Genomic DNA, 24,782 nt, shown 5'->3' on the forward strand with positions numbered 1-24,782 from the left:
GGTCACGGGTGTGACGAACATCCGCGATGTCATCCCCTTTCCGCGCACGCCCAAGCATTTGGAGTTTTAGCCAACAAAATAGAGCGACTGCCTTTGCGCCAGTCGTAAAATTAGCAAGCCCCCTTCCGCCAGCGGAAGGGGGCTTGCTTTTTATTTGCTCAAGGCCTTTACTTAACTGGTAAGCAGGGCGGCAATTCCTCTCCCGGTCGCTCAACCGGTATAGCAGAGAAATCCAATCAGGGCGGGCGCTCCGCGCTTCACATAGATACACACAAAAAAGAAGCCCTCTGGATATGCTCCAAAGGGCTTAAAATTCCTGGCTCCCCGGCACGGACTTGAACCGCGAACCTAGTGGTTAACAGCCACCCGCTCTGCCTATTGAGCTACCGGGGAAAGCGTTCCGCGCTAGCGGCGAGGTAGTGGATTAAACAAATCCCCCTCGCTCGTCAAGGACCTTTTTTAAGTTGGAGAAAAAGATTCTTCGCGCTTGTCGTGGAATGCATGCGTTTACTAAGATGGCTGCGCGTGCAGGCCGTCTCATCCAGGCCAAACGCCTGAATCCCGCTAGAGCACTTTTCTAGTAAGGTGAGACATACCGCAGGCCCAGAATCAGCCTCTGGCATCATCAGGGGAGACCTTATCCAAGGCAACCGCGAGTGCTTGTAAGGAGCCTCCTTGTACGGATCTTGGCCGCCCGGAGGTTCTCTTTCACTTTGATCCACATTTTTGCTCGGTCGAGTACACTGGCGGCCAGAAGCCGGCCTCAGTGGCCTGATCAATTCCAGGGCTACTTTGTCCTTATGGGCCGACAAATTGTCCGCTACCACTTCGCGGATTGGTTCGAGGACTACAACGAGAGACATCCTCACAAGGGGCTGCGGATGAAATCTTCCCGGGAGTTCATCCGTTCAATAGCAGCTGCGGAATGTCCATTTTAGCGGAGACACTCCAGAAACTGCGGATTCGTGCTCTTACTCTCTGGTAATTGCAACCTTTGTACATATTTGTTTGACTTTGGGCTGGCCTTAACAAAATTTGTCAAAAGATGGCAGTCGCAAATGGCAAGATGATGTCTCCGGAGTGAGTAAAATTTGAGTTTAGCGTGAAAAAACGGCCTTTGGGGGCCGCTTTCATTCGTGAGCCATAGTTCTTCCATTCTGTGTAGAATAAAGGATGCATAGGTCCGGTTGTTGCACAAAATAGCTCCACCTCAAGTGGGATTTGGAGATTTCGTACAAATTTGTCTGGTTGAACAACCTGTTTTTCGCATGAGTTGGTGAAGAGAAGAGCGTGCGAAAATGGCCTGATGAGGCTGCATGAGTAGTGCGAACACTTGAATCTTGGTCCTGGGCAGCCGTCGCTGCGAAGATGAAAATCAAGGTTCAACTGCTTAACGAAATTGGAAACGTTTTTGCTAATAATTTGCGATAGGCTTGGGTACCTAGCTCTTCAGGCGGGTTAATCCTTCTCGACCGAGGTCCTCGTGCGTCCCCAGCCCAAACGGGGGGATTGCTCAAACCACCAGCTAGTAGAGGGTTGTGTCTTGCTGTTTAATCCCATCAACAAGTCCTACTACGATTATGCCATCGAGAGGGACAAAGAGGCGTGCATCAATTGTGAGGTGTGCGTCCGCCAATGTTCCTATGGAGCGCACTTCTGGGATGACGTACGCAAGAGTGTGCGGCATGACAGCTCCAAGTGCGTAGGTTGTCATCGTTGTGAGGCGTTCTGTCCAACGGCGTGCTTGACCATACGACATAAGCCCACCGAATTTCGCGATAATGCCGTATGGAATCCAAAATTTCTCAAGTACATTTATAAGCAGGCTGATACAGGCGGTGTGCTTCTGGGTGGAATGGGTTGCCCGACCAATATCCCGGTCTACTGGGATAAGCTGCTTCTTGATGCTAGCCAAGTAACCAACCCTTCCATCGACCCGTTGCGCGAGCCCATGGAACTCAAGACGTTCCTGGGGACTAAGCCCAGCAGACTAGAGTTCGAGGAAGCTTCCGAAGGACCCCGCCTCAAGACCCAGATAGGGCCGCAGTTGGAACTCGAAGTGCCGATCATGTTCGCGGCTATGAGCTTCGGCGCAATCAACTTTAATTTGCATGTGGCGATGGCCCGGGCCGCAACCGCTAGCGGGACCATGTACAACACTGGCGAGGGCGGCTTGCACCGTTCGCTGTACAAGTACGGCAAGAATACTATTGTGCAGGTAGCTTCGGGCCGTTTTGGCGTGCACAGTGACTACCTGAACGCTGGTGCGGCCGTTGAGATTAAGATTGGTCAAGGCGCCAAGCCCGGTATCGGCGGTCATCTGCCCGGCGAGAAGATTGATGCGCGCGTATCCGAAACACGTATGGTGCCAATCGGCTCCGATGCCATATCGCCGGCCCCTCACCACGACATCTACTCCATCGAGGACCTGCATCAGCTCATCTATGCCATCAAGGAAGCTACGGCTTATACTAAACCCGTTTCCGTTAAGATCGCCGCAGTGCACAATGCCCCGGCAATCGCTTCGGGTGTGGTGCGCGCCGGCGCTGATATTGTGGTTATTGACGGCATGCGTGGTGGCACAGGTGCAGCTCCTGCCATGATTCGCGACAACGTGGGATTGCCCATGGAACTGGCCCTGGCCGCCGTGGATCAGCGCCTGCGCGATGAGGGGATACGCAACCGGGCCTCGATCGTGGCTTCGGGAGGCATTCGCTGTAGCGCGGATGCCGTCAAGGCCATCGCCCTGGGAGCCGATGCCGTGTACATCGGCACGGCCACGCTCATTTCCGTGGGCTGCACGGTCTGCGGCCGCTGCTATACGGGCAAGTGCCCGTGGGGCATCGCCACAAATGAAGCCAGCCTGGCCAGGCGCCAGAATCCGGATGTGGCGGCCGAGAAGATGGCCAACCTCATCAAGGCTTGGGGCCACGAAATACAGGAGATGCTTGGCGGCATGGGACTCAACTCCATCGAGAGTCTGCGTGGCAACCGCGACAAGCTGCGCGGCGTGGGCCTGAACGACACCGAGTTAGACATTCTCGGCGTCAAGCACGCCGGGAGGTAAGAGACATGAAACGCGTCTACCCCGATAAGGAAGTCTGCATTGGTTGCCGCCTCTGCGAGGTGGCTTGCTTGACCGTGCATAGTAAGAGTCAGGATATTATCATCGCGCACAGGGAAGAGAAGGCTGCGGGCCTGTCTTCCCGTAAGGCGGTGTATCAAAGCGGTCCGACCTGCGTTGCTCTGTCCTGCCGGCATTGTGCCGAACCAGCCTGCGTAGCAGCTTGCATTTCCGGTGCCCTGAGCAAGGACCCGGAGAGCGGCCGCACCGAGTACGACGAGAGCAAATGCGTGGGCTGCTGGTCGTGCGTTATGTCCTGCCCGTTCGGGGCCATCAAACGGCACGCGGCCAAGCAGAAGATCGTCAAGTGCGATCTGTGCAAGGGCAGGAAGATGCCTGCCTGTGTAGAGGCATGTCCAAACCGGGCCCTCAAGTACGAGGAGCGCTAGTCGCTCGGGCCCTCCAAATTCAAGCGAGAATGACATGACCTATGTAATCATCGGCGGCGGCGCTTCAACCCTGGGCGCCATCGAAGGCATACGGCGATATGATAAGCAAGGGCGCATCGTGGTCATCAGCGCCGAAAATGAACCCATCTACGGCAGGCCGCTCATTTCCTACATGCTTGCTGGCAAGATAGGCTCTTCGGATATCCCGCTCCGGCCAGGCGACTACTACGAAAAAAACTTGGTCGAGCTGAAGCTCGGTACCACGGTCACATCCATCGACACGCAGAAGCGTTGCGTTGTCACCTCTGCGGGCGAGACCATCGGCTATGACAAGCTTATGCTGGCCACTGGCGGAACGCCCTTTAACCCGCCAATTCCAGGCCTGCAGGGACCTGGCATCTACAACTTCACCACGGCCGAGCATGCGCGGGTCCTGGATAAGCTGGCTGGCAGCTTGCGGCGCGTGGTGGTCATCGGCGGCGGGCTAATCGGCCTTAAGGCTGCTGAAGCCCTTTTTGACCGTGGCGTGGACGTGAGCATCGTGGAGCTTGCGCCGCGGGTTCTGTCCGCCGCATTTGACGATGATGCGGGTAATCTGGTGCAGGGCCGACTGCACAGGGTGGGGCTGCATATTTTCTGTAAGGTTTCGGCCAAGGAGATCAAGCGGGGCGAGGATGGGACGCTCAAGGGCGTGCTCCTGTCCGATGGCCGTTTCCTGGAAGCCGAAGCCGTGGTCGTGGCCATCGGCGTCGTCCCGGAGAAATCCCTGGCAACTGCGGCCGGGCTCAAGGTCGATCGCGGCATCCAGGTTGATGATCGGCTGCAGACCAGCATTCCGGGCATTTATGCCGCGGGAGACGTTGTGCAGGCCTTGGACATGATCGCGGGCGACAACCGCGTGGTCCCCATCTGGCCCAATGCCTACAATCAGGGCTTTACCGCGGGAATGAACATGGCTGGCGCCGACCGGCCATTCGAAGGCGGTTTGGCCATGAACTCGATCAGCTTCTATGGCTTGGCCACAACTTCGGTTGGCTTGGTCAATCCGCCGGAAGAGGGCTTCGACGTTCACACGCTGCTCAATGAGCAGAAACAATCATATCGCAAGCTCGTTTTCAAGGAAGATCGCCTGGTTGGCTACGTCCTGGTCGGAGATATCGATTGTGCCGGTCTTTACACCGGCTTCATTCGCTTCAAGCTGCCGTTGACTTCCGAAGTCAAAGAACAACTCATCTCGGGCCAACCCTGCGCGCTCTTGTGGCCGGAAGAGATCTTCAAGAACCAATGGAACCCGGAAAGCGGCACGGCTGCGAGCTAAATGACCGGATCGTGCATCCCTGGAGTAGGAGTTCATGAAAGCGCCACATAGATATCACGACTTCGAGAAAGATATATCCGGCTGCGGTGTATTTGGCGTCATCGCCCGCGACCGCGAGCTGATTCCGGGCGATATGCCCATCAAGGCCATGTGCACCATGCATGACCGCGGCAATGGTCTGGGCGGCGGTTTCGCTGCTTATGGAATCTATCCAGACTTGGCCGATTACTGGTGTTTCCACCTCATGTGCGATGATCAGGCTGGACTGGAAAGGGCCGAGGAAGTCCTCAAGCACTTCTTCGAGATCAAGGAAGCTCAACCCATCCCCACCCGGCGGACCCCTGTCGTGACCAATCCGCCCGTGCTTTGGCGTTTCTTCCTTAAAGTCAAAGATGCTAGGCCCAAGTGGAAAGAGCGTGACGAAAAGGATTACATCGTCAGCGTGGTCATGCACATCAACCAGAACGTTCCCGGCGCCTTCGTTGCCTCCAGCGGCAAGAACATGGGTGCCTTCAAGGGCGTGGGCTTTCCCGAGGATATGGCCGATTTCTATCGTCTGGACGAGTACAAAGCCTATATCTGGACTGGCCATAACCGTTTTCCCACCAACACGCCGGGCTGGTGGGGCGGAGCGCATCCCTTTACTTTGCTCGACTGGTCCATAGTACACAACGGTGAAATCTCTTCCTATGGCATCAATCGCCGCTACCTCTGCGAGCATGATTATCTGTGCACGCTCATGACTGACACCGAGGTGGTGGCCTATCTTTTGGATATGCTTGTGCGCCGGCACAAGCTCTCCTTACGCATGGCCAGCTGGGTTTTTTCGCCGCCATTCTGGGATGATGTTGCCCGTATGCCAAAGGAACAACAGGATGCCTTCAAGGCCTTGCGCATGGTGTACGGTTCGGCCTGCCTCAATGGTCCCTTCGCTATCCTGGTTACGGCCGGCGATTTCATGATGGGCCTTAATGACAGGGTCAAGTTGCGGCCCCTGGTGGTGGCCGAGGAAGGCAAGCGGGTCTACATGTCCAGCGAGGAAAGTTCTATCCGCGAAGTGAGCGGAACGTTGGACAAGGTCTGGGCACCCAAGGCGGGCGAGCCCGTAATCGCAACGCTGGAGAATTGAAGTTGGCCGATCAAAAGCTTGTGCTCGATGCGAAAGGAGTGTACTACCGCCAACTTAATGAGCGCATCCGCGATGCGGTGACTGGCGGTGTCCGTGAGATCGAGCTGAATAACGTCAATGGACAGCGTTATATCTTCACTGGGCTCAAAGGCGAGCTTAGTTTGAAGATCAACGGAGTGCCTGGCCAGGATATGGCCGCGTTCATGAACGGCCCATCCATTCGAGTGGAGGGTAACGCCCAGGATGGCGTCGCCAATACCATGGATGACGGCAAGGTCGTTGTTAACGGCATCGCCGGGGACGTTCTCGGGTATGGCATGCGCGGGGGCAGACTCTACATTCGCGGAGACGTGGGCTATCGCGTGGGCATTCACATGAAGGCCTACAAGGAGAAATCGCCGGTCATCGTTATTGGTGGCAAGGCTGGAGACTTCTTAGGCGAGTATATGGCTGGCGGCTCCATCATTCTGCTTGGCATGTTCAGCGATAAGCCTTATGCGCCTATCTGCGGCCGCAGCCTAGGCACGGGAATGCATGGTGGCGTGATCTATGTACGCGGACCTGTGCCCGATACACAGCTTGGGCCACACTTGACCAGTGAGCCCGTGGACGAGACCGACAAGGCACGCATCCGAGAGATGGTCACGGACTTCGCCCTGGAGCTTGGCCTGGATGCCCAGCACATCCTTGCGGAATCGTTCTTTAAAGTGAAACCGTTTTCTCATAGACCTTACGGAAACATGTACGTACCTTGCTGAGCGGGTACGGTAGCAAGACTAAGAAGGAGGAGTTATGTCGTTCACGAGCATTGCCCATGCCATGGGGGCTGCGCCATCAGGCGGAGGAGCTGGCGGGAATCCCATCACCTCTTTCCTGCCTCTTATCCTCATGTTCGCCATCTTCTACTTCCTGCTCATCCGGCCACAGCAGAAAAAGGCCAAAATGCACAGAGAGTTTTTGGGTGGCCTCAAGCGAGGAGACTACGTGCTGACCAGCGGGGGCATCTACGGCCGTATAATCGATGTGGATGGCGATGTCCTGACCGTTGAGATTGCCAAGGATATGAGCATTAAGGTCAACCGCAGCTTTATATCCGGTCCTGGCGAAGCCACCAGAGCCGATACGCGGAAGGATAAGAAAGAGAAGGCCAAGGAAGCAGATAAGGAAAAGGCCGAGTAGCCTTCCTGTCCCTGCGCCTCTTTTCAACAAGTCCCCGTGGAGGCCAAGCCTCGACGGGCGGCTTGTTTTTTGGGGTGGCGCGCGTGAGTTGACACCCAAAGCCTAAGTGCTAAAACTTGGGCGCCTTTTAAGTGTGTCCATCAAGGAGTGACAATGAAAGGCAGTTTGCGCTGGAGGCTGGCGCTCTCGCTCATCGCCGCCATTATTGGACTGGTCTATATGATGCCCTCCATCCCCGCCGTGGATAGGGCTATCGGCTCTTTCCTGCCAAATGACAGGATCAGCCTGGGCCTTGATCTCAAAGGCGGCATTCACCTCACCCTCGACGTCAATGTGCGCAAGGCACTTGAGAATTCCTTGTCCCAAAGTGGGCGAGATATTCGTGACTTGGCCCGAGATAAGGAATTGGCTGTCATCAAGCCGCAGGTCATAGCGGGCGCCAAGTTGCGCTTGGCTTTGGTTAAATCCGGGCAACAGGAATCATTCGAGAGCCTCCTGAAGCAAAGCTTTGAAGGTCTTCGCATCGAGTCCAAGGAGCCTGGAGAGGATGGGCGTATCGAGTACGTGCTCGCCCCGACAGAGGAATATCGCAACTATTTTACCAACCTAACGGTGGACCAGGCAGTCAAGACCATCCGCAATCGCATTGACCAGTTTGGTGTCGCCGAACCCGATATCCGCAAGCAACAGGGTGGTCGCATCCAGGTGCAGCTCCCGGGGTTGCAGGACCCCGAACGCGCCATAGCCATTATCGGCAAGACTGCGCATCTTGAGTTCAAGATCGTTGACGACAGTATGAGCCCGCAGCAGGCAGCCTCGGGCGTTCTCCCTCCCGGACGCGAACTGGCGACCATGCGCAGAACCTCTGCCGATGGTGGAACAGTCGAAACATCCGTCGTACTCCAGCGTGACGCTGTACTCACCGGAGAGGCCATTACCGATGCCAACGTAAGTTTCGACCAGTTCGGGCAGCCTTATGTCGGCTTGACCTTCAATGCACGCGGCGCACGCGACTTCGAGCGCATCACCGGCGAGAACGTGCGCAAGCAGATGGCTATAGTGCTGGATGGCGTTGTCTACTCGACTCCGGTCATTCAGGAAAAGATAAGCGGCGGCAGAGCTAGCATCTCGGGCAGCTTCACCGAGGCCGAGGCCCACGATCTGGCCGTCGTCCTGCGCGCCGGATCCCTGCCGGCGCCGGTAACGGTCATTGAACAGAGGGTTGTGGGGCCATCCTTGGGGCAGGAATCCATCGATCAGGGCCTCAGGGCAGGTATTATCGGCCTCGTGGTCGTCATGGCCTTCATGGTTTTGTATTATGGCTTGGCCGGCATTGTCGCCGATCTGGTTTTATTGTTCAACTTGGTGCTCATCATGGCTGGCTTGGCCGCTTTTGGCGCTACATTGACCTTGCCTGGCATCGCGGGCATCATTTTGACCATCGGCATGGCCGTGGACGCCAATGTGCTTATCTATGAGCGCATCCGCGAGGAGTTGCGCAACGGAGTCACTCCCAGAGCGGCTATTGCTGAAGGCTTCAGCAGAGCAACATTGACCATTCTTGATGCCAACGTGACAACGGTCATCGCGGCTGTAATCCTCTATGAGTTCGGGACCGGCCCGATCCGCGGCTTCGCCGTGACGCTTATTCTGGGCATCCTGTCCTCCATGTTCACGGCCATTTTCGTTTCTCGGGTCATATTTGACCTGTACACGTCCGGTCGCAAGGAACTGCGGACCCTGAACATCTAGGAGAGAGCGCTCATGGGCTTCCAGATTATCAAGCCGAATACCAATATTAATTTCATTGGCATACGCCGCATTGCCTATATTATCTCCTTGACGGTCATCTTGGCCGGACTCGGCTCACTGCTCGTCAAAGGCGGGCCACAGTATGGCATCGACTTCGCTGGTGGCATGATCGTGCAGATCAAATTTGACCAGCAGGTCGAAGTCGATCAACTCAAGAGCGCCCTTGGCGATACCGACCTGCCTGGGCTTGTGGTTCAAAGCTTCGGTCAAGAAGATGATTACGAGTTCCTGGTCCGTACTTCTGCCTCGGATATCCCCTCGGATACAGTGCGCAAACGTGTGAGCGATGCCTTGTCTTCAGATCTGCCCGGTCTGGGGTTCGAAGTGCAACGGCTGGAGATGGTTGGGCCGAAGGTCGGCTCTGACCTGCGCTCCAAGGCGTTGGAGGCAGTGTTTTACGCCGTGCTGATCATCGCAATTTACATATCTGGCCGCTTCGAGCAACGCTGGTTTGCGGCCATTGCCATGGCTGCGGGACTCGCAACTGGTATCTATTTACTCAAGCTGCTCGGCATACCCATGGCGTGGCTTATTCTTGCCGCCATGTTGATAACCTTGGGTCTTTGCTGGTTCCTCAAGCTCAGTTTCGCGCTCGGCGCAGTGATTGCTCTGGTGCATGACGTGCTCATCACTGTGGGAGTGTTCTCAGTTCTGGGCAAGGAATTCGACCTGACTACAATCGCCGCAGTGCTCACGATTATCGGCTACTCGCTAAATGATACGATCATCGTATTCGACCGGATTCGCGAGAACATGAAGGGCCGCGCGCGCGAAGATTTCGCCGCGACCATTAACGCTAGCATCAACCAGACCTTGAGCCGTACCATACTAACCTCGGGCACCACGCTCCTGGTTATTCTCTGCCTTTGGATGTTTGGTGGCGGCGTGATCCATGACTTCGCTTTGGCTTTGCTCGTGGGTATCGGCACCGGCACGTTCTCTTCCATCTTTGTAGCCGCACCAATTCTTCTCAGTTTTGGTCCCGGTAGTTCTTTGGACGAACGCAAAGAGGTCGAGGCTACCTCGTAGACTAAAAGGCCACAGTGGCCCCAATCTCATCTACAAACCCCATCAGGTGAAGCTGGTGGGGTTTTTTCCGTTGTGTTTATAGTCAGGCGACGAAGAAATCGTACATTTGAGGTTTGCAGCGCCTGACTAGGGCCTGTTAACGCTATATAAGAACAAAAGTTATTATAGCGCGTTACGTTTGAAGCAATTTCTCTGGGCCCTTATCTTCATTCATAAACTGCTTTAGTGTGAACAGGCCCTAGAGCAGATTGCTTTTTAAGACGCCCGCTCCGGCGTTGACGGCGCAAGTGAATTGCGCCTACGCCTACGCGGCGGCAAGCCATGTTGACGCATGGCTTGCAGAGCATTTTCAAAAGCAAAATGCTCTATAATGCGGGAGCAATCATACTTAATCCGAGAAGCACTTCTGACATGGCTTCGGCTCGTTCGACGGAGTGAACAGCACACCGGCTACACCTTGTTTCATCGCCAACCTGCCCGGACAATCGGGACCACCTCCATGCATTTAAAAATAATCTACATGACTGCAATATATGATGTAACCTGTCTAGATGGAAACTCTCGCTGAGCCTGAGCCCGGTGCGATCGTGAAACGCAAGCTGGTTTCATCCACCTGGCTCAGGCTGGCCGTCGTGTTCTGTCTTATTCTCGCTTGCGCAGAATTACGTCTGGGATTGGCGGCAGGTTTTAAGCCTTCAGAGGCTTTGGGTACCTTCTCTGATTTGCCTGAGCGCTTGTCCTGGGAGAAGGATGCTCCTCAAGTTCGTACAATCCGGATCACCTCCACTTCTGACGGTACGCAGCAGCAAGCTTTATTCTATGATCCAGACTCTAAAACCAAGAGACCTCTCTTGGTTGCGTTGCATAGCTGGAGCGACGATTATACCCAGAAAGCCAGCATCCCGTATGCGCTTTGGGCGGTGCAAAACAGATGGGTTTTTATCCATCCCGATTTCAGAGGCGTTAATAATAAACCTCAAGCCACTGCATCTAAGCATGCAATCCAAGACATTATCGATGCTCTGCGTTACGCACAGAACAACGCCAATGTCGATGAATCCAGAATCTATCTCATAGGCTTTTCAGGTGGCGCCATGAGCGCTCTGGTCATGGCTGGGAAATATCCTGAGCTCTGGACGGCCGTATCTGCCTGGGTACCTGTCTATGATCTGAATGATTGGTTTCGCTATAATCAGGAATTCCAGCCTACACGACATTACGTCTCTCATATAACCGCCTCCTGTGGCGGTGTTCCTTCTCCGGGCTCGAAAGCAGCCAAGGATTGCGCACAGCGAAGCCCGTCGGCCTATCTTAAAGAGGCCAGGGGCAAAGGTGTACGAATTCAGATCGCTGTCGGGGTAAATGACGACTATGTGCCGCCTAGCCATTCCCTGCGCGCTTTCAATGATTTGGCCGCAGCAGAAGACGTGTTTTCCAAGGAGGACATGCTTTTTATCGACAAGCAAGGACGGCTTCCCTCCCGTCTCTTGGGCAGTCGCACCGCCGAGGCCGACTCAAGACATGAATGGCCCAAAATCTTTGAAAGAACATCCCAGAATGCAACCCTGGTGCTCTTCGAGGGCAAGCACGACATATTTTATGATGTCGGGCTTGATTGGCTGAGCCAACAGGTTGGACCGACGATTCATCCTGGCCACTAGCCCGTTTTTTGCACGACTGGAGAGTCTTCACGAGGTCAAACGATCACTGCCGTATTTATGGCCTTGTCTGCGGCTCTGATTATTTCGCCCAGAGCTTGTTGCTTCGGGTGACAAGCGTTTCCCGGCTTGAGCCGCTGCATATACTTCAGCAAGCACGCTCCAACCATGCACACGAAAAAATACACACGAAGAAGCGCTCTGCGCATAATTGGTCTTGCGTCCCTGGCCTGTCTTGCCAATCCGCTCGATGCTTTCGCTGGTTCCAGCCCAATGCATTCTCCCGCTGCCGGGGGACATACCGATGGCAAGGGAGATATCGAGCGCAGGCTGATCGGCCAAGGGCTAATCGATGTCCAGACGACCGATCCCTTGCTGCTGGTCGACCTCAAATATGCCCGAAGTGACAACTTCATGGGCGAGAATGTCTATGGGGATCTGCGTAAGTGCTATCTCCATCCCGAGCCGGCTTTGATGCTGAAGGAGGCGCATGCGCGTCTTCATGATCGGAATCCCGACCTGGTGCTCCTCCTGCTGGATGGCGTTCGGCCGAGATCCGTGCAGCAACGGATGTGGGAAATGGTCAAGAACACGCCCATGCAGCCATATGTCGCCAATCCCGCTCGCGGCTCCATGCACAATTATGGTGCGGCTGTGGACGTGACCATTGCCAGGGCCGACGGAACTCCCTTGGATATGGGCACAAGGGTGGATCACTTCGGAATGCTGGCGCAACCCCGCGAGGAGCAACGGTTCCTTAGGGAAGGCATGCTATCGCCGGAACAGGTCGCAAACAGGGAGATCTTGCGAAATGCGATGCTGGAGGCGGGCTTCCAACCTTTGGCCATCGAATGGTGGCACTTCAATGCGTTCGACAAGGATACGACCAGACGAAGATACGCCATTATCGAGTAGACGCTCCGAGTAGACACTTCAGACGGCTAGCCGCGTCCTAATCATGGGTCCAAGCGGATCCGCCCTGTAACCTTCAGCCTGGAAAGTAGGCGGCAAGGGTGCTATTGACGGCGTATGGTGCGCTTTATTGGCTCCCTGGATACCAACGCAAGGTTTTCCGCGCATTCCGAGTATCCGCTCCTGCGCGGGGCGGAAGAGTGCAAGTCTGATTGGCAGGCGCCTGCGGCGAATGCTGAAAGCATCGAGGACAGCAAGCCGCGCTTTCTGCTCTGCAAAACTTGCCTCCATCGAGTTACAGCCGAAAATGCGCGTACGGAGGTGCAGGGAAAGCATGTGCACGTCTTCTGCAATCCTTACGGCTTGGTTTTTGAGATAGGCTGTTTTGGTGCCGCCCCTGGCTGCGCTCCTCTTGGTCTGCCAAGTCTTGAATTCACATGGTTTCCTGGGTATGAGTGGCAGGTAGGGGTGTGTCGTGGCTGTCGCGCTCACCTCGGCTGGCGGTACATAGCCGTTCATGGTGGCGAGTTTTACGGCCTCATCCTGGCAAATCTCGTAGGCGAATAACGCTGCTGACGACTATGCACCGCTTGTTGTATGCTGCCTGCCCACCCGGTGGTGTACGCGGATGTGCCGCATTCCACAGCAGGGGGCTCCTGCCGTTGCTTAGCGCTAAGAATTCTACAGTCAAGGGGGATGCATGAGCCGTTCAAGAGGGCTCCGGCCGTTCGAAGTGGCCAGGGAGCAAGACGCCTGCGCCATTATCGCCTATGTGGACAAGCAAGGCCGCTCCACGCACACGAACATCGCCCGCACCATCGAGGCGCTCAAGAAGATGGCCCACCGCTCGGGGGACATCAACGACGAAGGCGACGGCTGTGGAGTCATGACCGATATTCCCCGCCTTGCCTGGAGCCATCGGCTGGAGGCTGCGGGACTCAGCCCGCATCTGGCCGAGGGACGTGGCTTCTTCGTGGGCCATTTTCTGCTGCCCGCGAAATTGCGTGATGAACATGATGCGCTCATGAAACGTATGCGGGCAGGCTTAAGGGAAGCTGGGCTGGACCTTCTGACCGAGCTGGCCGGCAATACCCGCGATCAGGAACTCGGCCCTAACGCCAGAGCCGAGCCTTCGCTCTTCTGGCAGGTGACGGGCATGGCTCCGAACATGGGGCGTCGGGAAACCGCGCGCTTGCTGTTCAGCGTCAAGGCAGGCCTGGAAGCCGAACTGCCGGAAGCGCATATCGCCTCCTTGAGTCCGGATACGGTGGTCTACAAGGTGCGCGGCGTACCCGAGCTCTTGCAGCGCGTGTATCCCGACCTTCAAGATCCTGACGTGCGTTCCATCATGACCCTGGGACACAGTCGTTATTCCACGAACACCCTGCCCACGGTGGAGCGCGCCCAGCCTTTTGCCCTGCTTGGCCATAACGGCGAGATCAACACTATCGAGCGTTTGCGCAGCACGGCCGCCACCCTGAATATACCGCTAGTGCCGGGCGGCAGCGACTCCCAGGATCTCGATCGCATCCTCGAAGGACTCATGCACGTGCATGGCGTCGATCCCCTGGAGGCCATGGAGATGCTTTTCCCTGCCATCCACAGCGAAGTGGATCGCTTGGCCGACGAGGAACTGCGCAAGGTCTACGAGCATCTGCGTTGGTTCTTTCCGCCATCGGCTCAGGGACCGGCAGCCATTATCGCCCGCTTGGGCGACGTATGCCTTGGCAGCGTGGATGCCATGGGACTGCGACCCTTATGGTTCGGCGAGAGCGATGAGGACTGGTTCTTGTCCTCGGAGAAGGGTGTCGTGAACCTTGAGAGCACCATCAACGACCCCAAGCCCCTGGCCCCAGGCGAGAAGATTGCCATCATGGCCGGCAGGGGACGTCGTGCCCAGGTTCTGGATCAGGGCGAACTGCAGCGTTCTCTTAAGCTCTTGGCCCAAGCCAGGCACAGAGACAATGCTCCGGAGCATCGATTTAGCCATGGCGTACCCGAGGCGTGTCGACAATTCATGGGCAAGCTTGCCCTGGACGACTCAGCCTGGCTGGATCAGCCCGAACCTGCGGATCAGGCCCTGCACCCATCGAGGCTGGCGGCTTGGGGCTGGCAGCAGTACGAACTGGACATCCGTGAGGAGGTGGCGCGTACGGGCAAGCCCGTTGTCGGCTCCATGGGTCATCAGGGACCACTGGCTTGCCTTGAGTGGGAGGCTCTGCCCGTCATATCCGAGTTCTTCAAGGAGAATGTGGCCGTGGTCACCAACCCGGCCATTGACCGCGAGCGCGAGGCGGATCATTTCTCCACGCGGGTCATCCTCGGCCCAAGGCCCGAAGCCGGAGGGCAAGGGCCCACATCTGTGGGCCTGGAGCTGGCGACGCCGCTCCTCCTGGAGCGCGGGCTGGGCGATGTTGAAGCCATCGATACGGTGGCCCGCCGATTCAAGGCCGCGACCTTGGAAGAAGTGCTGGCCTTCTTTACCGGTCAAGGGCGGGATTTATCCCGCGTGCGCCTGCTGGATGCTACGTTCGTGCCGGAGCGAGGTGCGTTGCGAGCACGCCTGGATGCCTTGTGCGCCGAGGCGGCGGAAGCCGTGGAAGCTGGCGCCATGCTGCTCGTGATGGACGACTCGCGTGCTTTTGTCGATAGCCATACGGAGGGCCGGGTATTTGTAGACCCTGCCCTGGCCACGGCCTGGCTGCTGCAAGACATGGAGCGCCGGGGCCTGCGCAGGCGTTTCAGCCTTGTGGTGCGCTCAGGGGCCGTGCGCAACCTGCATGATATCATGTTCCTCCTTGGGCAGGGTGCGGATGCCCTGGCGCCCAGGTTGCTGTGGGCCGGGGCCGCGGTTCATGCCACGTCCGAGCTGCCGCTCTCCAAGGTCCTGCGCAACACCATGTCCGTACTGCAGCAGGGCATGGAAAAAGTCATGTCCACAATGGGCATCCACGAGCTGTGCGGCTATGGCCGCATCTTCGCCTCCATTGGGCTTGCCAGGGAATTGGCTGAAGTGTTCGGCTGCCCAAGCTTCTGTTCAGCGCAGGAAACCGGCCTGAGCCTGGAAGCCCTTGAGGACATGGCTGCCAAGCGCCTTGAATGCGCCGCCGCCAAGGGAGTGCGGGCCCTGAAGAAGGATGTGCGCAGAAATGTACGCGTGGGAAAACTGCTGCGCGACGTGGCAGTGGGAAAGACCGGCTTTCGCGACATGGCCGACGGTTTGCGCAAGCTCGAGCAGGACAGCCCTACGGCCCTGCGCCACCTGCTGGATTTCCGTAAGGCCGAAAACGGACGCAGACCGGCCATGGACGATGTGGACATCTCCATCGGCCAGCATGACATGCCTCTGGTCATTTCGGCCATGTCTTTCGGTTCCCAGGGAGAGAACTCGTTTCGCGTCTATGCCGAGGCGGGCCGCAAGGCTAACATCGTGTGCATGAACGGCGAGGGCGGCGAGATTCCCGACATGCTCGGCTTGTATCGCCATAATCGCGGGCAGCAGATCGCTTCGGGGCGCTTCGGCGTGTCCATGGAGTTCCTGAACTCTGCCAATTTTCTGGAAATCAAGATAGGCCAAGGCGCCAAGCCAGGCGAAGGCGGCCACCTGCCGGGGACCAAGGTCACGCCCAAGGTGGCTCAGGCACGTCACTGCAAGCCTGGCGTCACGCTCATTTCGCCCTCCAATCATCACGACATCTATTCTATCGAGGACCTGCACCAGATCATCACCGAGCTGAAAACGGCCAACCCGACGGCGCGCATCTCGGTCAAAATACCGGTTACCAGCGGCGTGGGCACCATTGCCGTGGGTGTGGCCAAGGCTGGTGCCAACATCGTCACCCTGAGCGGTTTCGAAGGTGGCACCGGCGCGGCGCGCGAGCACGCCAAGAAGTACGTCGGCCTGCCTGCCGAGATCGGGGTGAGCGAGGCCCACCGCGCCCTATGCGAATCCGGCCTGCGTCGCTCTGTCGAGCTCTGGTGTGATGGCGGCATGCGCAGCGGCGCGGACGTGGTGCGCATGGTTCTTCTGGGCGCGGATCGTGTGGGACTTGGCACCGTGGCACTCATGGGTGTTGGTTGCATCAGCTGCCAGCGCTGCCATCTTGATCGTTGCCCACGCGGAATTTCCACGCAGCTCAGCTCCAAGGCCGAAGCCGAAGCACGCGGAGTAAAGGGCTTCTCCGAAGTGCTCGTGGAGCAGGAAACCGATAACCTGGTCCGCCTCCTGCGGACCATAGGCGACGAAGTACGCGCGATTCTGGCGGATATGGGGCAGACGAACCTGCGCGAGCTTGTGGGCCGTACAGATCTTCTCGTACAGAAGAGCGCAAACGATCATGTGGATCTTGCCGATCTTCTGCGGCTGCCCACGTCCTGCGGTTTCTGGGAATCCGGTCCTGGCTTGGCTTCGCGCAAGGTGCGGCGGCCGTTGAACCACCTGACCAGGCTCATCTCCGATTTGGCCATGCAGCGCTTCCGCGAGGGTAGCTCGGAGGTCGTCTATTATGACGAGGGCGTGCGCAGCATGGACCGGGCCATCGGCACCTATCTGGCCGGAGACATGGTCAGGGCTTTCGGCATGGAGCATGGTCGTCGTGCCGACCTGCGCTTGAGCCATTCCGTGCCGGGCAATGGGCTGTGCGCCTTCACGATACAGGGCATCGACGTATTCGTGGAGGGCGGAGCCCAGGACGGTCCGGCCAAGGGCGGCATGGGCGGCAGCCTGGCCGTGCTCAAGGGCCTCAACCGCCATGGCCGGCGCGTGGATGGCTCGGCCGGGAAAAGTTTGGCCTACGGAGCCATTGCTGGAACGATCATGATTCAGAACATGGCTGATTCGCGGGCCTGCGTGCGCATGTCCGGAGCCGACGTCGTCTTCGGCGGCCGCATCACGGCCCCGGTTCGCGACGAGCAGGGCAACATAGCCTCGCGTGCGCACCTCAAAGGCTTCGCCTTCGAGTATATGACGGGCGGCCGGGTTGTGATGCTGGGCGATCCGGGTCCCTGGATCTGCTCGGGCATGACGGGCGGAGTTATCTACCAATGCCTGTACCCCGAGTTCGGATTCACCCGTGAATCCGTGACAAGGCGTTTGGCGACAGGCGCCAAGGTAGCCTTGCGCGATCTGGGCGATAAGGGTCTTGTCGACGTGAATCTGCTCCTTGGCCGCTACTTGGAGTCCCTGCGCCAGAGTTTCCAGGATGCGGAAGCGGATTCCGTGGCCCTGTTGCTGGAGCAGGCCGAGGAGCGATTCGTCAAGGTTGTGCCCGAGCTGGGGCCTTCAGTGATCGAAGAATAGATAGATGGGCACGGGTGATAATCACCCGTGCCCTCTTGTGATACCTCCAAGCCAGGCTATAACGAATATGGCCGACAACCTGCCTAAGGAGGTACCACATGAGAAAGCTGCTGATTTGCCTGATTGTCTCCCTGTTGTCCTTCTCCGCCCTGACCGGCTGCTATCACATGGGCAAGGCTACGGGCGAGGGAGCCGAGGAGGCCGAAGAAGGCGCTGAAAGCTTTGGTGAGGGTTACGAAGAAGGCAAGGACAACTAGCCGACTTAGAGCAGATTGCTTTTAAGACGCCCGCTCCGGCGTTGACGGCGCAAGTGAATTGCGCCTACGCCTGCGCGGCGGCAAGCCATGCCGACGCATGGCTTGCAGAGCATTTTCAAAAGCAAAATGCTCTAAATCCTTTCTGAAGCGATTGACATCCTGGCATAGGGGGTGCGGAATGGCCGCACCCTTTTTCATTACGGACAGGAGGCTTGCGTGGGGTTGGCCACAGAGGCGAGATATGACGTGCTGGTCTTGGGCGCTGGAGCCTCGGGCCTCATGTGCGCGATGGAGGCCGCCAAGCGGGGGCGGCGCGTGGCCGTGCTGGACCACGCCGGCAAGGCCGGTCGCAAGTTGCGTCTTACGGGCGGAGGAAAGTGCAACTTCACCAACCTGGACGTATCCGCGGCCAACTACGTCTCCGCGAATCCGCACTTCTGCAAATCGGCCTTGGCCCGCTTCGACCAGTACGCGGCCATGGAGATGCTCTCCAGCCATGGCATTGCTTGGGAGGAGCGTGAGCAAGGCCGCCTGTTTTGCCTTGGCAGCGCGGGAGAAGTCGCCGGACTGTTGACGACGCTATGCCATCGGCAGGGCGTGGATATCCTGCTCGATTGCACGATTCGCGAAGTGGACCGCGAACAACGGTTGTTCAGGGCCGCGACGTCCCAAGGCGTGTTCCTGGCCCCTTCGCTCGTCGTGGCAACAGGCAGTCCGGCTTGGCCCCAGGTAGGGGCTACCAGACTTGGTTTGGACATTGCCCGACATTTCGGACTGCCGGTAGTGCCCGTGCGGCCGGCCCTTGCGCCGTTGGTCATGGCCAAGGACTGGCCCTTGGCCGGATTGGCCGGGATTTCCCTGCCAGCGACCGCGCAGGTTGCCGACAGATCCTTCAGCGATCACCTGCTGTTCACCCATGAGGGCCTGAGTGGTCCGGCGGCCTTGCAGGTTTCGCTTTTCTGGCGACCCGGCCTGGAAGTCAGCATCAATTTCCTGCCGGAGTTGCAACTTGTGGATTTCCTGGCCAGCCTGCCTGACCGCAAGGTCAAGCTGCGTAACGCCCTGTCCCGCGTGCTGCCGGCGCGCCTTGCAGCGGCGCTTTGCTCGGCAGAGCTTGGCGATAAGACCGTAGCCAATTTGTCCCGCGCGGAACAGGAGACCGCCTTGGCCAGCGTACATTCATTCAGGGTCACGCCGCTCTCGATTGAAGGCTTTGCCAAGGCCGAGGTCGCGGCCGGCGGAGTTGATACCCGCGAGTTGTCCTCCAAGACCATGGAGGCCGCGCAGATGCCGGGCCTCTATTTCATCGGCGAGGTGCTGGACGTCACCGGCATGCTCGGCGGCTACAATCTCCAGTGGGCCTGGGCTTCGGGCTTCGCGGCGGGCCAGCACGTCTGAGCCGGTCCCGTTGCTCGGGAAACTCTTCGGAAGTTATCAGTTCAGCGCGCCAAGCCGATTATGCCTCTCCGCCCAAGCTCACGCAGAAAAGCGGACATGGACACCTCGGCCTCGCGTTCGTGCAGGCCATAATGTTCAGCTAGCTTGGTGGCCAACGCGTGTACCGTGTTATGGCCGTCCAGCCAGTCCCAGACCGTGGAACCCATGGTGTCCAATTCCAAAGTGCGCAGCATGGACTTTTGGTCCTTTAGGCCAAGGCGTTTGGCCAATCCTGCAAGCCATGGCTTGATGGCAATCGGATAGAGGATGCGCACCAGGCCGGCTTCTGTGCGTTCCGTCATGACTTCTCTGCTGATAACAGGCTTATACGCGAGGGCTTCCTTCCGGCTCAGCTGTGAATGCGTTACCGTATTGCCCTTAGACAGTCGCATACGAATTCACTACCTGTTTAATCATATCTTTATCCAGCGGTGTGGCCCCCTGCATCTCCACGCACAGCAGGCGGTTATGGCCGGCAGGCCGCCAGACCCGTATGTAGGCGTGCACAGGACGGTTTAACAGCAGGGCCGTCGCGCTGGCGAGCCTTCCAGGGGGCAGCGGTCTGCGCCAAGTCACGGCATCGACATCTCCGGTTTCCTCCATCATCAGGTGGCAGCGTCTGATGGCTGCCTCGAAGTGTTTACGGCTCCACATGACCAAGCTGCGCCCGATCAGCAGGATGTCGGCCGGCGCCAACCGGTGCAGGACAAGCCGCTGCCTGCTGGAACGCAGGGCCAGTCGGTAGCGCCCGGGCTGCAGCGCGTATTCTTCCAAATGAAAACAGCCCGGCGTCTGGGCGCGCAAGTCGTACACGGCCCAGGGCACGAGTGGATCGGCCCAATGACAGTGCAGGGAGGATAAGACAGCCTCGGCCTGCTCAGCGGGACCGCTGCTTTGGACCAGAATGGCTGTTGAAGAGGCGGAATGATGGAGGAGGGCGCCCCTGCCGCCCTTGCCCGAATCACCCCAAACAAATGAACGGGCTGCCATGTCGGGACCCAGGTCCCAGCGCTTATGGTCATTCGTGACTGAGAATCCCCCGTGTTTTTTGTCGTGCGCCTTTTCCAGCTTGCGCAGGTGCGCGTCGAAGGAGAAGCGCCCGCGGATGCGATTCCAGCGTACATCCAGCATCGGCTTTCCATTTCTTGCGAGCTGTAGACGTTGGCGTCCCAGGGCAGCCAGGTCCCAGCCTGCCGGACGTGTGAGGCTCAGGCCGTTCCAGGCCAAGTAGTGCGTGTCCATGGCCATCGCATCCATCAGTAGGCCAGTTTGTTGAGAGAGCTGAGGATGAGCGTGCAGCCCATGGCGAACATGCCCACCAGGCCCATGCCGCAGGAGAATCCCGCCAGAAGTACGGGCGCGTATTGTCGCCAGGGTTTGCCGAAACGCTTAAGGAAGTAGAAACGGCCCAGGAGCGCTCCCGCGACTTCCAGGATGTGCGTGTGCGGTGTCGTCTGGCCCAGGCCCCGTACCAGGCCGTACACGAGCATGAGCGGCAATCCCAGGATACTGAGAATATTGTACAGGATTAGCGCCAGCACCGCTCCTGCCAGCACGATGGGGCCGCTGAGGGCTTGGAAGAAGAGCGAGTTGCCCTCCAGGGTCGAGGTCTGCATAAGCAGCGTGTTCAGGGCCTGCAGATGCCACAGCTCCGCGGCATAGGGATAGGCCGCGGAGGGAATGGGCGCCAGGCGCCACAGGAATTGCGAGAAAAGTATGCTTGCCACGAATACTATGGGCCAGGCAACGACCTCGGCCTTGATGATGCCGCGCAGGCTGGTGCCGGTAAGCTCGATCTGACGGAATTCCAGTGTGGATTCGGCGTAGTTGTGGATGGGGATGGGTGCGTACCAGATCTCGATGCCGGTGTAGCCGAAGTAGCGCGCGCCAGCAATGAAAGAGGCCTCGCGCACCAGCGGCAGGGTCACGAACTGGCCAGTTATGCCTTCCATGCGCGCCGAAACGTAGGAGATGAAGGGCGTATAGACAAAACCGTACAGGGCGAAAAAGAACCAGGGAAAGCTCGGCACCAGGGCCATGCACAAGGCGATGTAGGCTAGGGTGGAGACAACATAGATGCCGATGGACAGGAAAAAGTTGATATCTCCGCGCTCAGGTTTGCCATGGAGCAGGATGTGTAGCGAATTTCGATCCTTGCGCTCGCTTGAGCGGAGGGTCCTGAGCACATGCCAGATTCCGAGAAGACCAATGGCCAAGCCCAGGCCGATGGAAAAGCTCAGGTAGAAGTCGAAGTTGTTGGCGAAGATAGTGTCCACGGTCCCCATGCCGGGCTGCCAGCGCCGCAGCAGGCCCTGATCGAGCAGCACCGGGTTGGCGATGAAGGTGAACAGCACACCGATGCCGCCGCCAATGACGGCCCAGAAAGGCAGTACCATGCCCACGAACAGGAGCCCCAGGTCGAGTTGCAGTCCCGTGGCCACGGCCGGCAGCCAGTCCTGGGTGTGGGGCGTCAGCTCGATCCAGGGAATGGGAATGATGTGCACGGGTTGGGTGAACACGAGGCCCGAGACCGTGGGCAGCAGAACGTAAACAGCTCCGAAGGCCAGACCGATGACCCCGCCGATGGAGAACACCCTCCATTTCCAGCTCTTTTCGCGTTCCTCGGTGGATTCGGCCAGGGCCATGGTGCCTAGCGCACCCACGGGCGCCATGGGAAAGGGCAGGCGCTCCACGTCCGAGGTCAGGCGGTACATGGCGTAGCCCAGGCCGAACTGATCGATGCGCTGGATGAGCTGCGCGCCGAACAGGAGCAAGATAGGCACGAGCCAGTCGCGATGGAAGAAAGAACGCTCGGCCAGCGCCTCGGACGCGGCGGGCGGGGCCACCCAGGAGGGGATGTACTCGGCGAGCCCCAGCATGCGCGCGGCGTCGGACTGCACCAGATACTGTTGCCAGAGTAGACCCTGGAAAGGCGAGGCCAGGGCAGCGCCCGCCATGTAGTAGAGCAGGAATATCTCCTGCTGTTTTAGTTGCGTATAGGAACGCTTGGCGATTTCGGCAAACAGGATGATGGTCACCCAGCGCGCGGCCGGGCCAATGCCTTGGCCGATGACGAGCTGCAGGTACATGGAGCCGGGCATCATGAGGAAACCGATGAACACCGCGCCGACCAAGGTCTTCCAGTCGAAGCCTTGCTCGAAATGCTCAGGCGGCTGCAGCAGGTCCCGATACTCGCGGAGTTCCTTGTCCTCGTACATTCGGCTTCCGTCCCGTCCGTTTCTCTCGATGATCTGCCGTTAGTCGGGCATCGTCATGTAGCTCGACCCTGTCCATACGCCCAGTCCCGCGAATATGCCGCCCATGAGAAAATCGCCCAGGATAAGCCCGAAGAAGAACAGGCGTACCCTGCGGTGCAGGCCCATGCCGCCGTAGCGCAGCACCAGCTCGTTCACGGCCCAGCCCACGAAGAAGCTGAACCACAGAATGCGCATGGCCGAACTGTAAGTGGCCAGATAGCCGAGGGGGTGCAGCGGCCACCAGTAAAAGCGCTGGTAGCAGACGATGAGCCCGAGCATGACCGCCGCTCCAATGGCGGCGAAGAGCATGACGAAGGGACGGGCATCGCTGGGGACCTCCAGCAGCCGCTGTACGTTCTCGTACACGCTTACCGTGGTGGTAGTGGACCACTCAAGGTTCAGCTCGCGCATGCCGTAGCGGTGAGCCAGCACGAGCATGGCCGCGAAGCTGGCCACCAGGCCGAGCAGGATGACCAGCACGATGCCCAGAAGCATGAGCCGCTTGCGCGAAGTCTGCTCGCTGACTTTGGAGGCGTGCAGCAACGAGGGCATGAGTGACTCGCGCAGGTCGGCGTAGAGTACCTTCTGGGACACGGCAGCCAGCAGCAGGCCCTGGGCGGTGAACAACTTGGAGCCCATGAAGGCCAGGATGGCGTCGAGCGGCGCGGCGGTGAGCGTGAAATAGGGGATGCCGCCCTGGCAGATCACGCGCGTGGCTACGATGGTCATCATGTAGAAGGCCAGCAGTACCAAAAGGGCCATGGGCAGGCCCATGCCGAAATACATGCACCAAGCGACCAGACCACAGCCGCCCAGCATTAGCCCCCAGAAGGACCAGCGTAGGGATAGCCACTCGGTTTCGCGTGGCGGTTCTCCGCCGGGAACGAAGGCGGCCTTGAGCACCTGGGCCAAATGGAAGCGGGCCAGCCAGAGGATGAACAGGAAAAAGACGACGCATGCCCCGATCATTTGCGTTTCTTCCGGAAAGGCCAAGGTGGGGCCGAAGGACACTCCCAAGGCTGCCGGCGGCACGGAGAGTCCGATCAGAGCCAGGATGCCGAAGATGAACGAGCCGAAAAGATAGAAAAACCAAAAGCTGAGCGAGATCTGGCGCGCGGCCAGGAAAGCGAAACCGATGAAGGCCGGATAGAAGTAGATACGCAGCTTGGCGAAACCGGCGAACAGGCCTGTGGGAGGAAAATAGGGGCCGATGGGAATCAGCGTGGGTATGGCCGGCACCTGCGGATGGTAGAAGTTCAGGCCATTTATAGTGTGCAGAAGTGTGGGCACGAGCAGGCCCAGGACCAGGTAGCGGTCGGTGAGGAAATTTCCCAGACGCTGCTGGTCCATGACCTCTTCCATGAACTGCGGCAGGCGCAAAAGCGGGAAGTTCATGCGTTCGTTGGCGATCCATTGGCGGCTGAGAATGTTAACTGTGCACAGCATGGTCAGGTAGGAAAGCAGGATGAACACGGCCCACCAGGAAAGCGGCGTTATCCAGGCCTGCCAGGGGATATTGGACAGGATTTCCCACCAGCCCATGTCGAAGCCGCGATCCAGACCGTTCCACAGAATTTCCACGGCTGTAGGATCCTGCGGATAGAGTCCCTTTGGCATGATCGGATGCAGCACTTCGTCCCAGCGATTACCCGTGGTGGCGAACTGGAAGGGCGCCGTTATGTTGACCAGAAACGTGCGCAGCAATCCGGTGTAAGGGATGCCGGAAACCACGACCATGATCGCCCAGGCGCACAGCAGTTCCAGCCCCGTGAGCAGCGGCGGCCGCCGCAGGACGCGCGCCGTGGCGGATATGAGCACCATGAGCCAGGCGAAGATGAAGAACGGTGCCAGGGGAAAGTGACCGCCGCCCAGCAGCGTGCCCATCAAATAGATGTTGTGGTAGGGCGTGGCCAGGCAGATGAGCAGTCCGAAAACGATGCCCACCATCAGGGCGCGTGCGCGGATGTTCCTGCCCATGCTTC

At 58.4% G+C, this 24,782-nt stretch carries 17 protein-coding genes and 1 tRNA gene; 13 read left to right on the forward strand and 5 right to left on the reverse strand.

What is annotated here, in order from left to right:
* Window positions 1–317 precede the first annotated feature (317 nt).
* Window positions 318–393 (reverse strand) — tRNA-Asn (locus H585_RS0108330).
* 1,150 nt (window positions 394–1,543) lie between these two features.
* Here H585_RS0108330 and H585_RS0108340 point away from each other — a divergent pair.
* The 13 genes from H585_RS0108340 (at window position 1,544) to H585_RS0108405 (ending at window position 19,504) form a co-directional block, all read left to right on the forward strand.
* Window positions 1,544–3,067 (forward strand): glutamate synthase-related protein, encoded by a 1,524-nt coding sequence (locus H585_RS0108340; protein WP_027367489.1) that lies wholly within the window; start codon window positions 1,544–1,546, stop codon window positions 3,065–3,067.
* Window positions 3,068–3,072: 5 nt separating this feature from the next.
* On the forward strand, window positions 3,073–3,513 hold the full coding sequence (locus tag H585_RS0108345) for a 4Fe-4S dicluster domain-containing protein (protein ID WP_005983575.1): 441 nt from the start codon (window positions 3,073–3,075) through the stop codon (window positions 3,511–3,513).
* 34 nt (window positions 3,514–3,547) lie between these two features.
* On the forward strand, window positions 3,548–4,831 hold the full coding sequence (locus H585_RS0108350; protein WP_027367490.1) for an NAD(P)/FAD-dependent oxidoreductase: 1,284 nt from the start codon (window positions 3,548–3,550) through the stop codon (window positions 4,829–4,831).
* A gap of 34 nt (window positions 4,832–4,865) precedes the next feature.
* Window positions 4,866–5,960: a class II glutamine amidotransferase gene (locus H585_RS0108355; RefSeq protein WP_027367491.1), complete on the forward strand. Its 1,095-nt coding sequence runs from the start codon at window positions 4,866–4,868 to the stop codon at window positions 5,958–5,960.
* A gap of 2 nt (window positions 5,961–5,962) precedes the next feature.
* Window positions 5,963–6,718, forward strand: a complete 756-nt coding sequence (locus tag H585_RS0108360) for a GltB/FmdC/FwdC-like GXGXG domain-containing protein (protein WP_014261018.1) — start codon at window positions 5,963–5,965, stop codon at window positions 6,716–6,718.
* Window positions 6,719–6,752: 34 nt separating this feature from the next.
* Window positions 6,753–7,139 (forward strand): preprotein translocase subunit YajC, encoded by a 387-nt coding sequence (gene yajC, locus H585_RS0108365; protein WP_027367492.1) that lies wholly within the window; start codon window positions 6,753–6,755, stop codon window positions 7,137–7,139.
* Window positions 7,140–7,292: 153 nt separating this feature from the next.
* Entirely contained in the window at window positions 7,293–8,891 is a 1,599-nt protein-coding gene (gene secD, locus H585_RS0108370) for a protein translocase subunit SecD (protein ID WP_027367493.1), read from the forward strand.
* 12 nt (window positions 8,892–8,903) lie between these two features.
* Window positions 8,904–9,980 (forward strand): protein translocase subunit SecF, encoded by a 1,077-nt coding sequence (gene secF, locus H585_RS0108375; RefSeq protein ID WP_005983586.1) that lies wholly within the window; start codon window positions 8,904–8,906, stop codon window positions 9,978–9,980.
* A gap of 587 nt (window positions 9,981–10,567) precedes the next feature.
* Window positions 10,568–11,641, forward strand: coding sequence for an alpha/beta hydrolase family protein (locus H585_RS0108380; protein WP_244432498.1), 1,074 nt, complete (start codon window positions 10,568–10,570; stop codon window positions 11,639–11,641).
* Window positions 11,642–11,806: 165 nt separating this feature from the next.
* Entirely contained in the window at window positions 11,807–12,553 is a 747-nt protein-coding gene (locus H585_RS0108385; protein WP_027367495.1) for a M15 family metallopeptidase, read from the forward strand.
* 697 nt (window positions 12,554–13,250) lie between these two features.
* The gene (locus H585_RS0108395; protein WP_034627535.1) at window positions 13,251–17,849 is read left to right on the forward strand and encodes a glutamate synthase-related protein; all 4,599 of its coding nucleotides are present in this window, start codon (window positions 13,251–13,253) and stop codon (window positions 17,847–17,849) included.
* Between the two features lie 98 nt (window positions 17,850–17,947).
* Window positions 17,948–18,106, forward strand: coding sequence for a hypothetical protein (locus tag H585_RS23465; RefSeq protein ID WP_014261010.1), 159 nt, complete (start codon window positions 17,948–17,950; stop codon window positions 18,104–18,106).
* A gap of 216 nt (window positions 18,107–18,322) precedes the next feature.
* Window positions 18,323–19,504, forward strand: a complete 1,182-nt coding sequence (locus H585_RS0108405; protein WP_027367498.1) for a BaiN/RdsA family NAD(P)/FAD-dependent oxidoreductase — start codon at window positions 18,323–18,325, stop codon at window positions 19,502–19,504.
* A 41-nt stretch (window positions 19,505–19,545) separates the two neighbouring features.
* Here H585_RS0108405 and H585_RS0108410 read toward each other — a convergent pair whose 3' ends face one another.
* The 4 genes from H585_RS0108410 to H585_RS0108425 form a co-directional block, all read right to left on the reverse strand.
* Complete coding sequence (locus H585_RS0108410) at window positions 19,546–19,845, reverse strand: PqqD family protein (RefSeq protein WP_244432499.1); 300 nt, start codon at window positions 19,843–19,845, stop codon at window positions 19,546–19,548.
* Between the two features lie 76 nt (window positions 19,846–19,921).
* A complete protein-coding gene (locus H585_RS0108415) occupies window positions 19,922–20,785 on the reverse strand; it encodes a hypothetical protein (RefSeq protein WP_027367500.1) in 864 nt (287 codons plus the stop codon).
* A 14-nt stretch (window positions 20,786–20,799) separates the two neighbouring features.
* Complete coding sequence (locus tag H585_RS0108420) at window positions 20,800–22,761, reverse strand: OPT family oligopeptide transporter (protein WP_027367501.1); 1,962 nt, start codon at window positions 22,759–22,761, stop codon at window positions 20,800–20,802.
* Window positions 22,762–22,800: 39 nt separating this feature from the next.
* Window positions 22,801–24,777, reverse strand: coding sequence for a DUF6785 family protein (locus tag H585_RS0108425; RefSeq protein ID WP_027367502.1), 1,977 nt, complete (start codon window positions 24,775–24,777; stop codon window positions 22,801–22,803).
* Window positions 24,778–24,782 lie beyond the last annotated feature (5 nt).

The sequence above is a fragment of the Desulfocurvibacter africanus subsp. africanus DSM 2603 genome, from assembly GCF_000422545.1.
Taxonomy (GTDB): Bacteria; Desulfobacterota; Desulfovibrionia; order Desulfovibrionales; family Desulfovibrionaceae; genus Desulfocurvibacter; species Desulfocurvibacter africanus.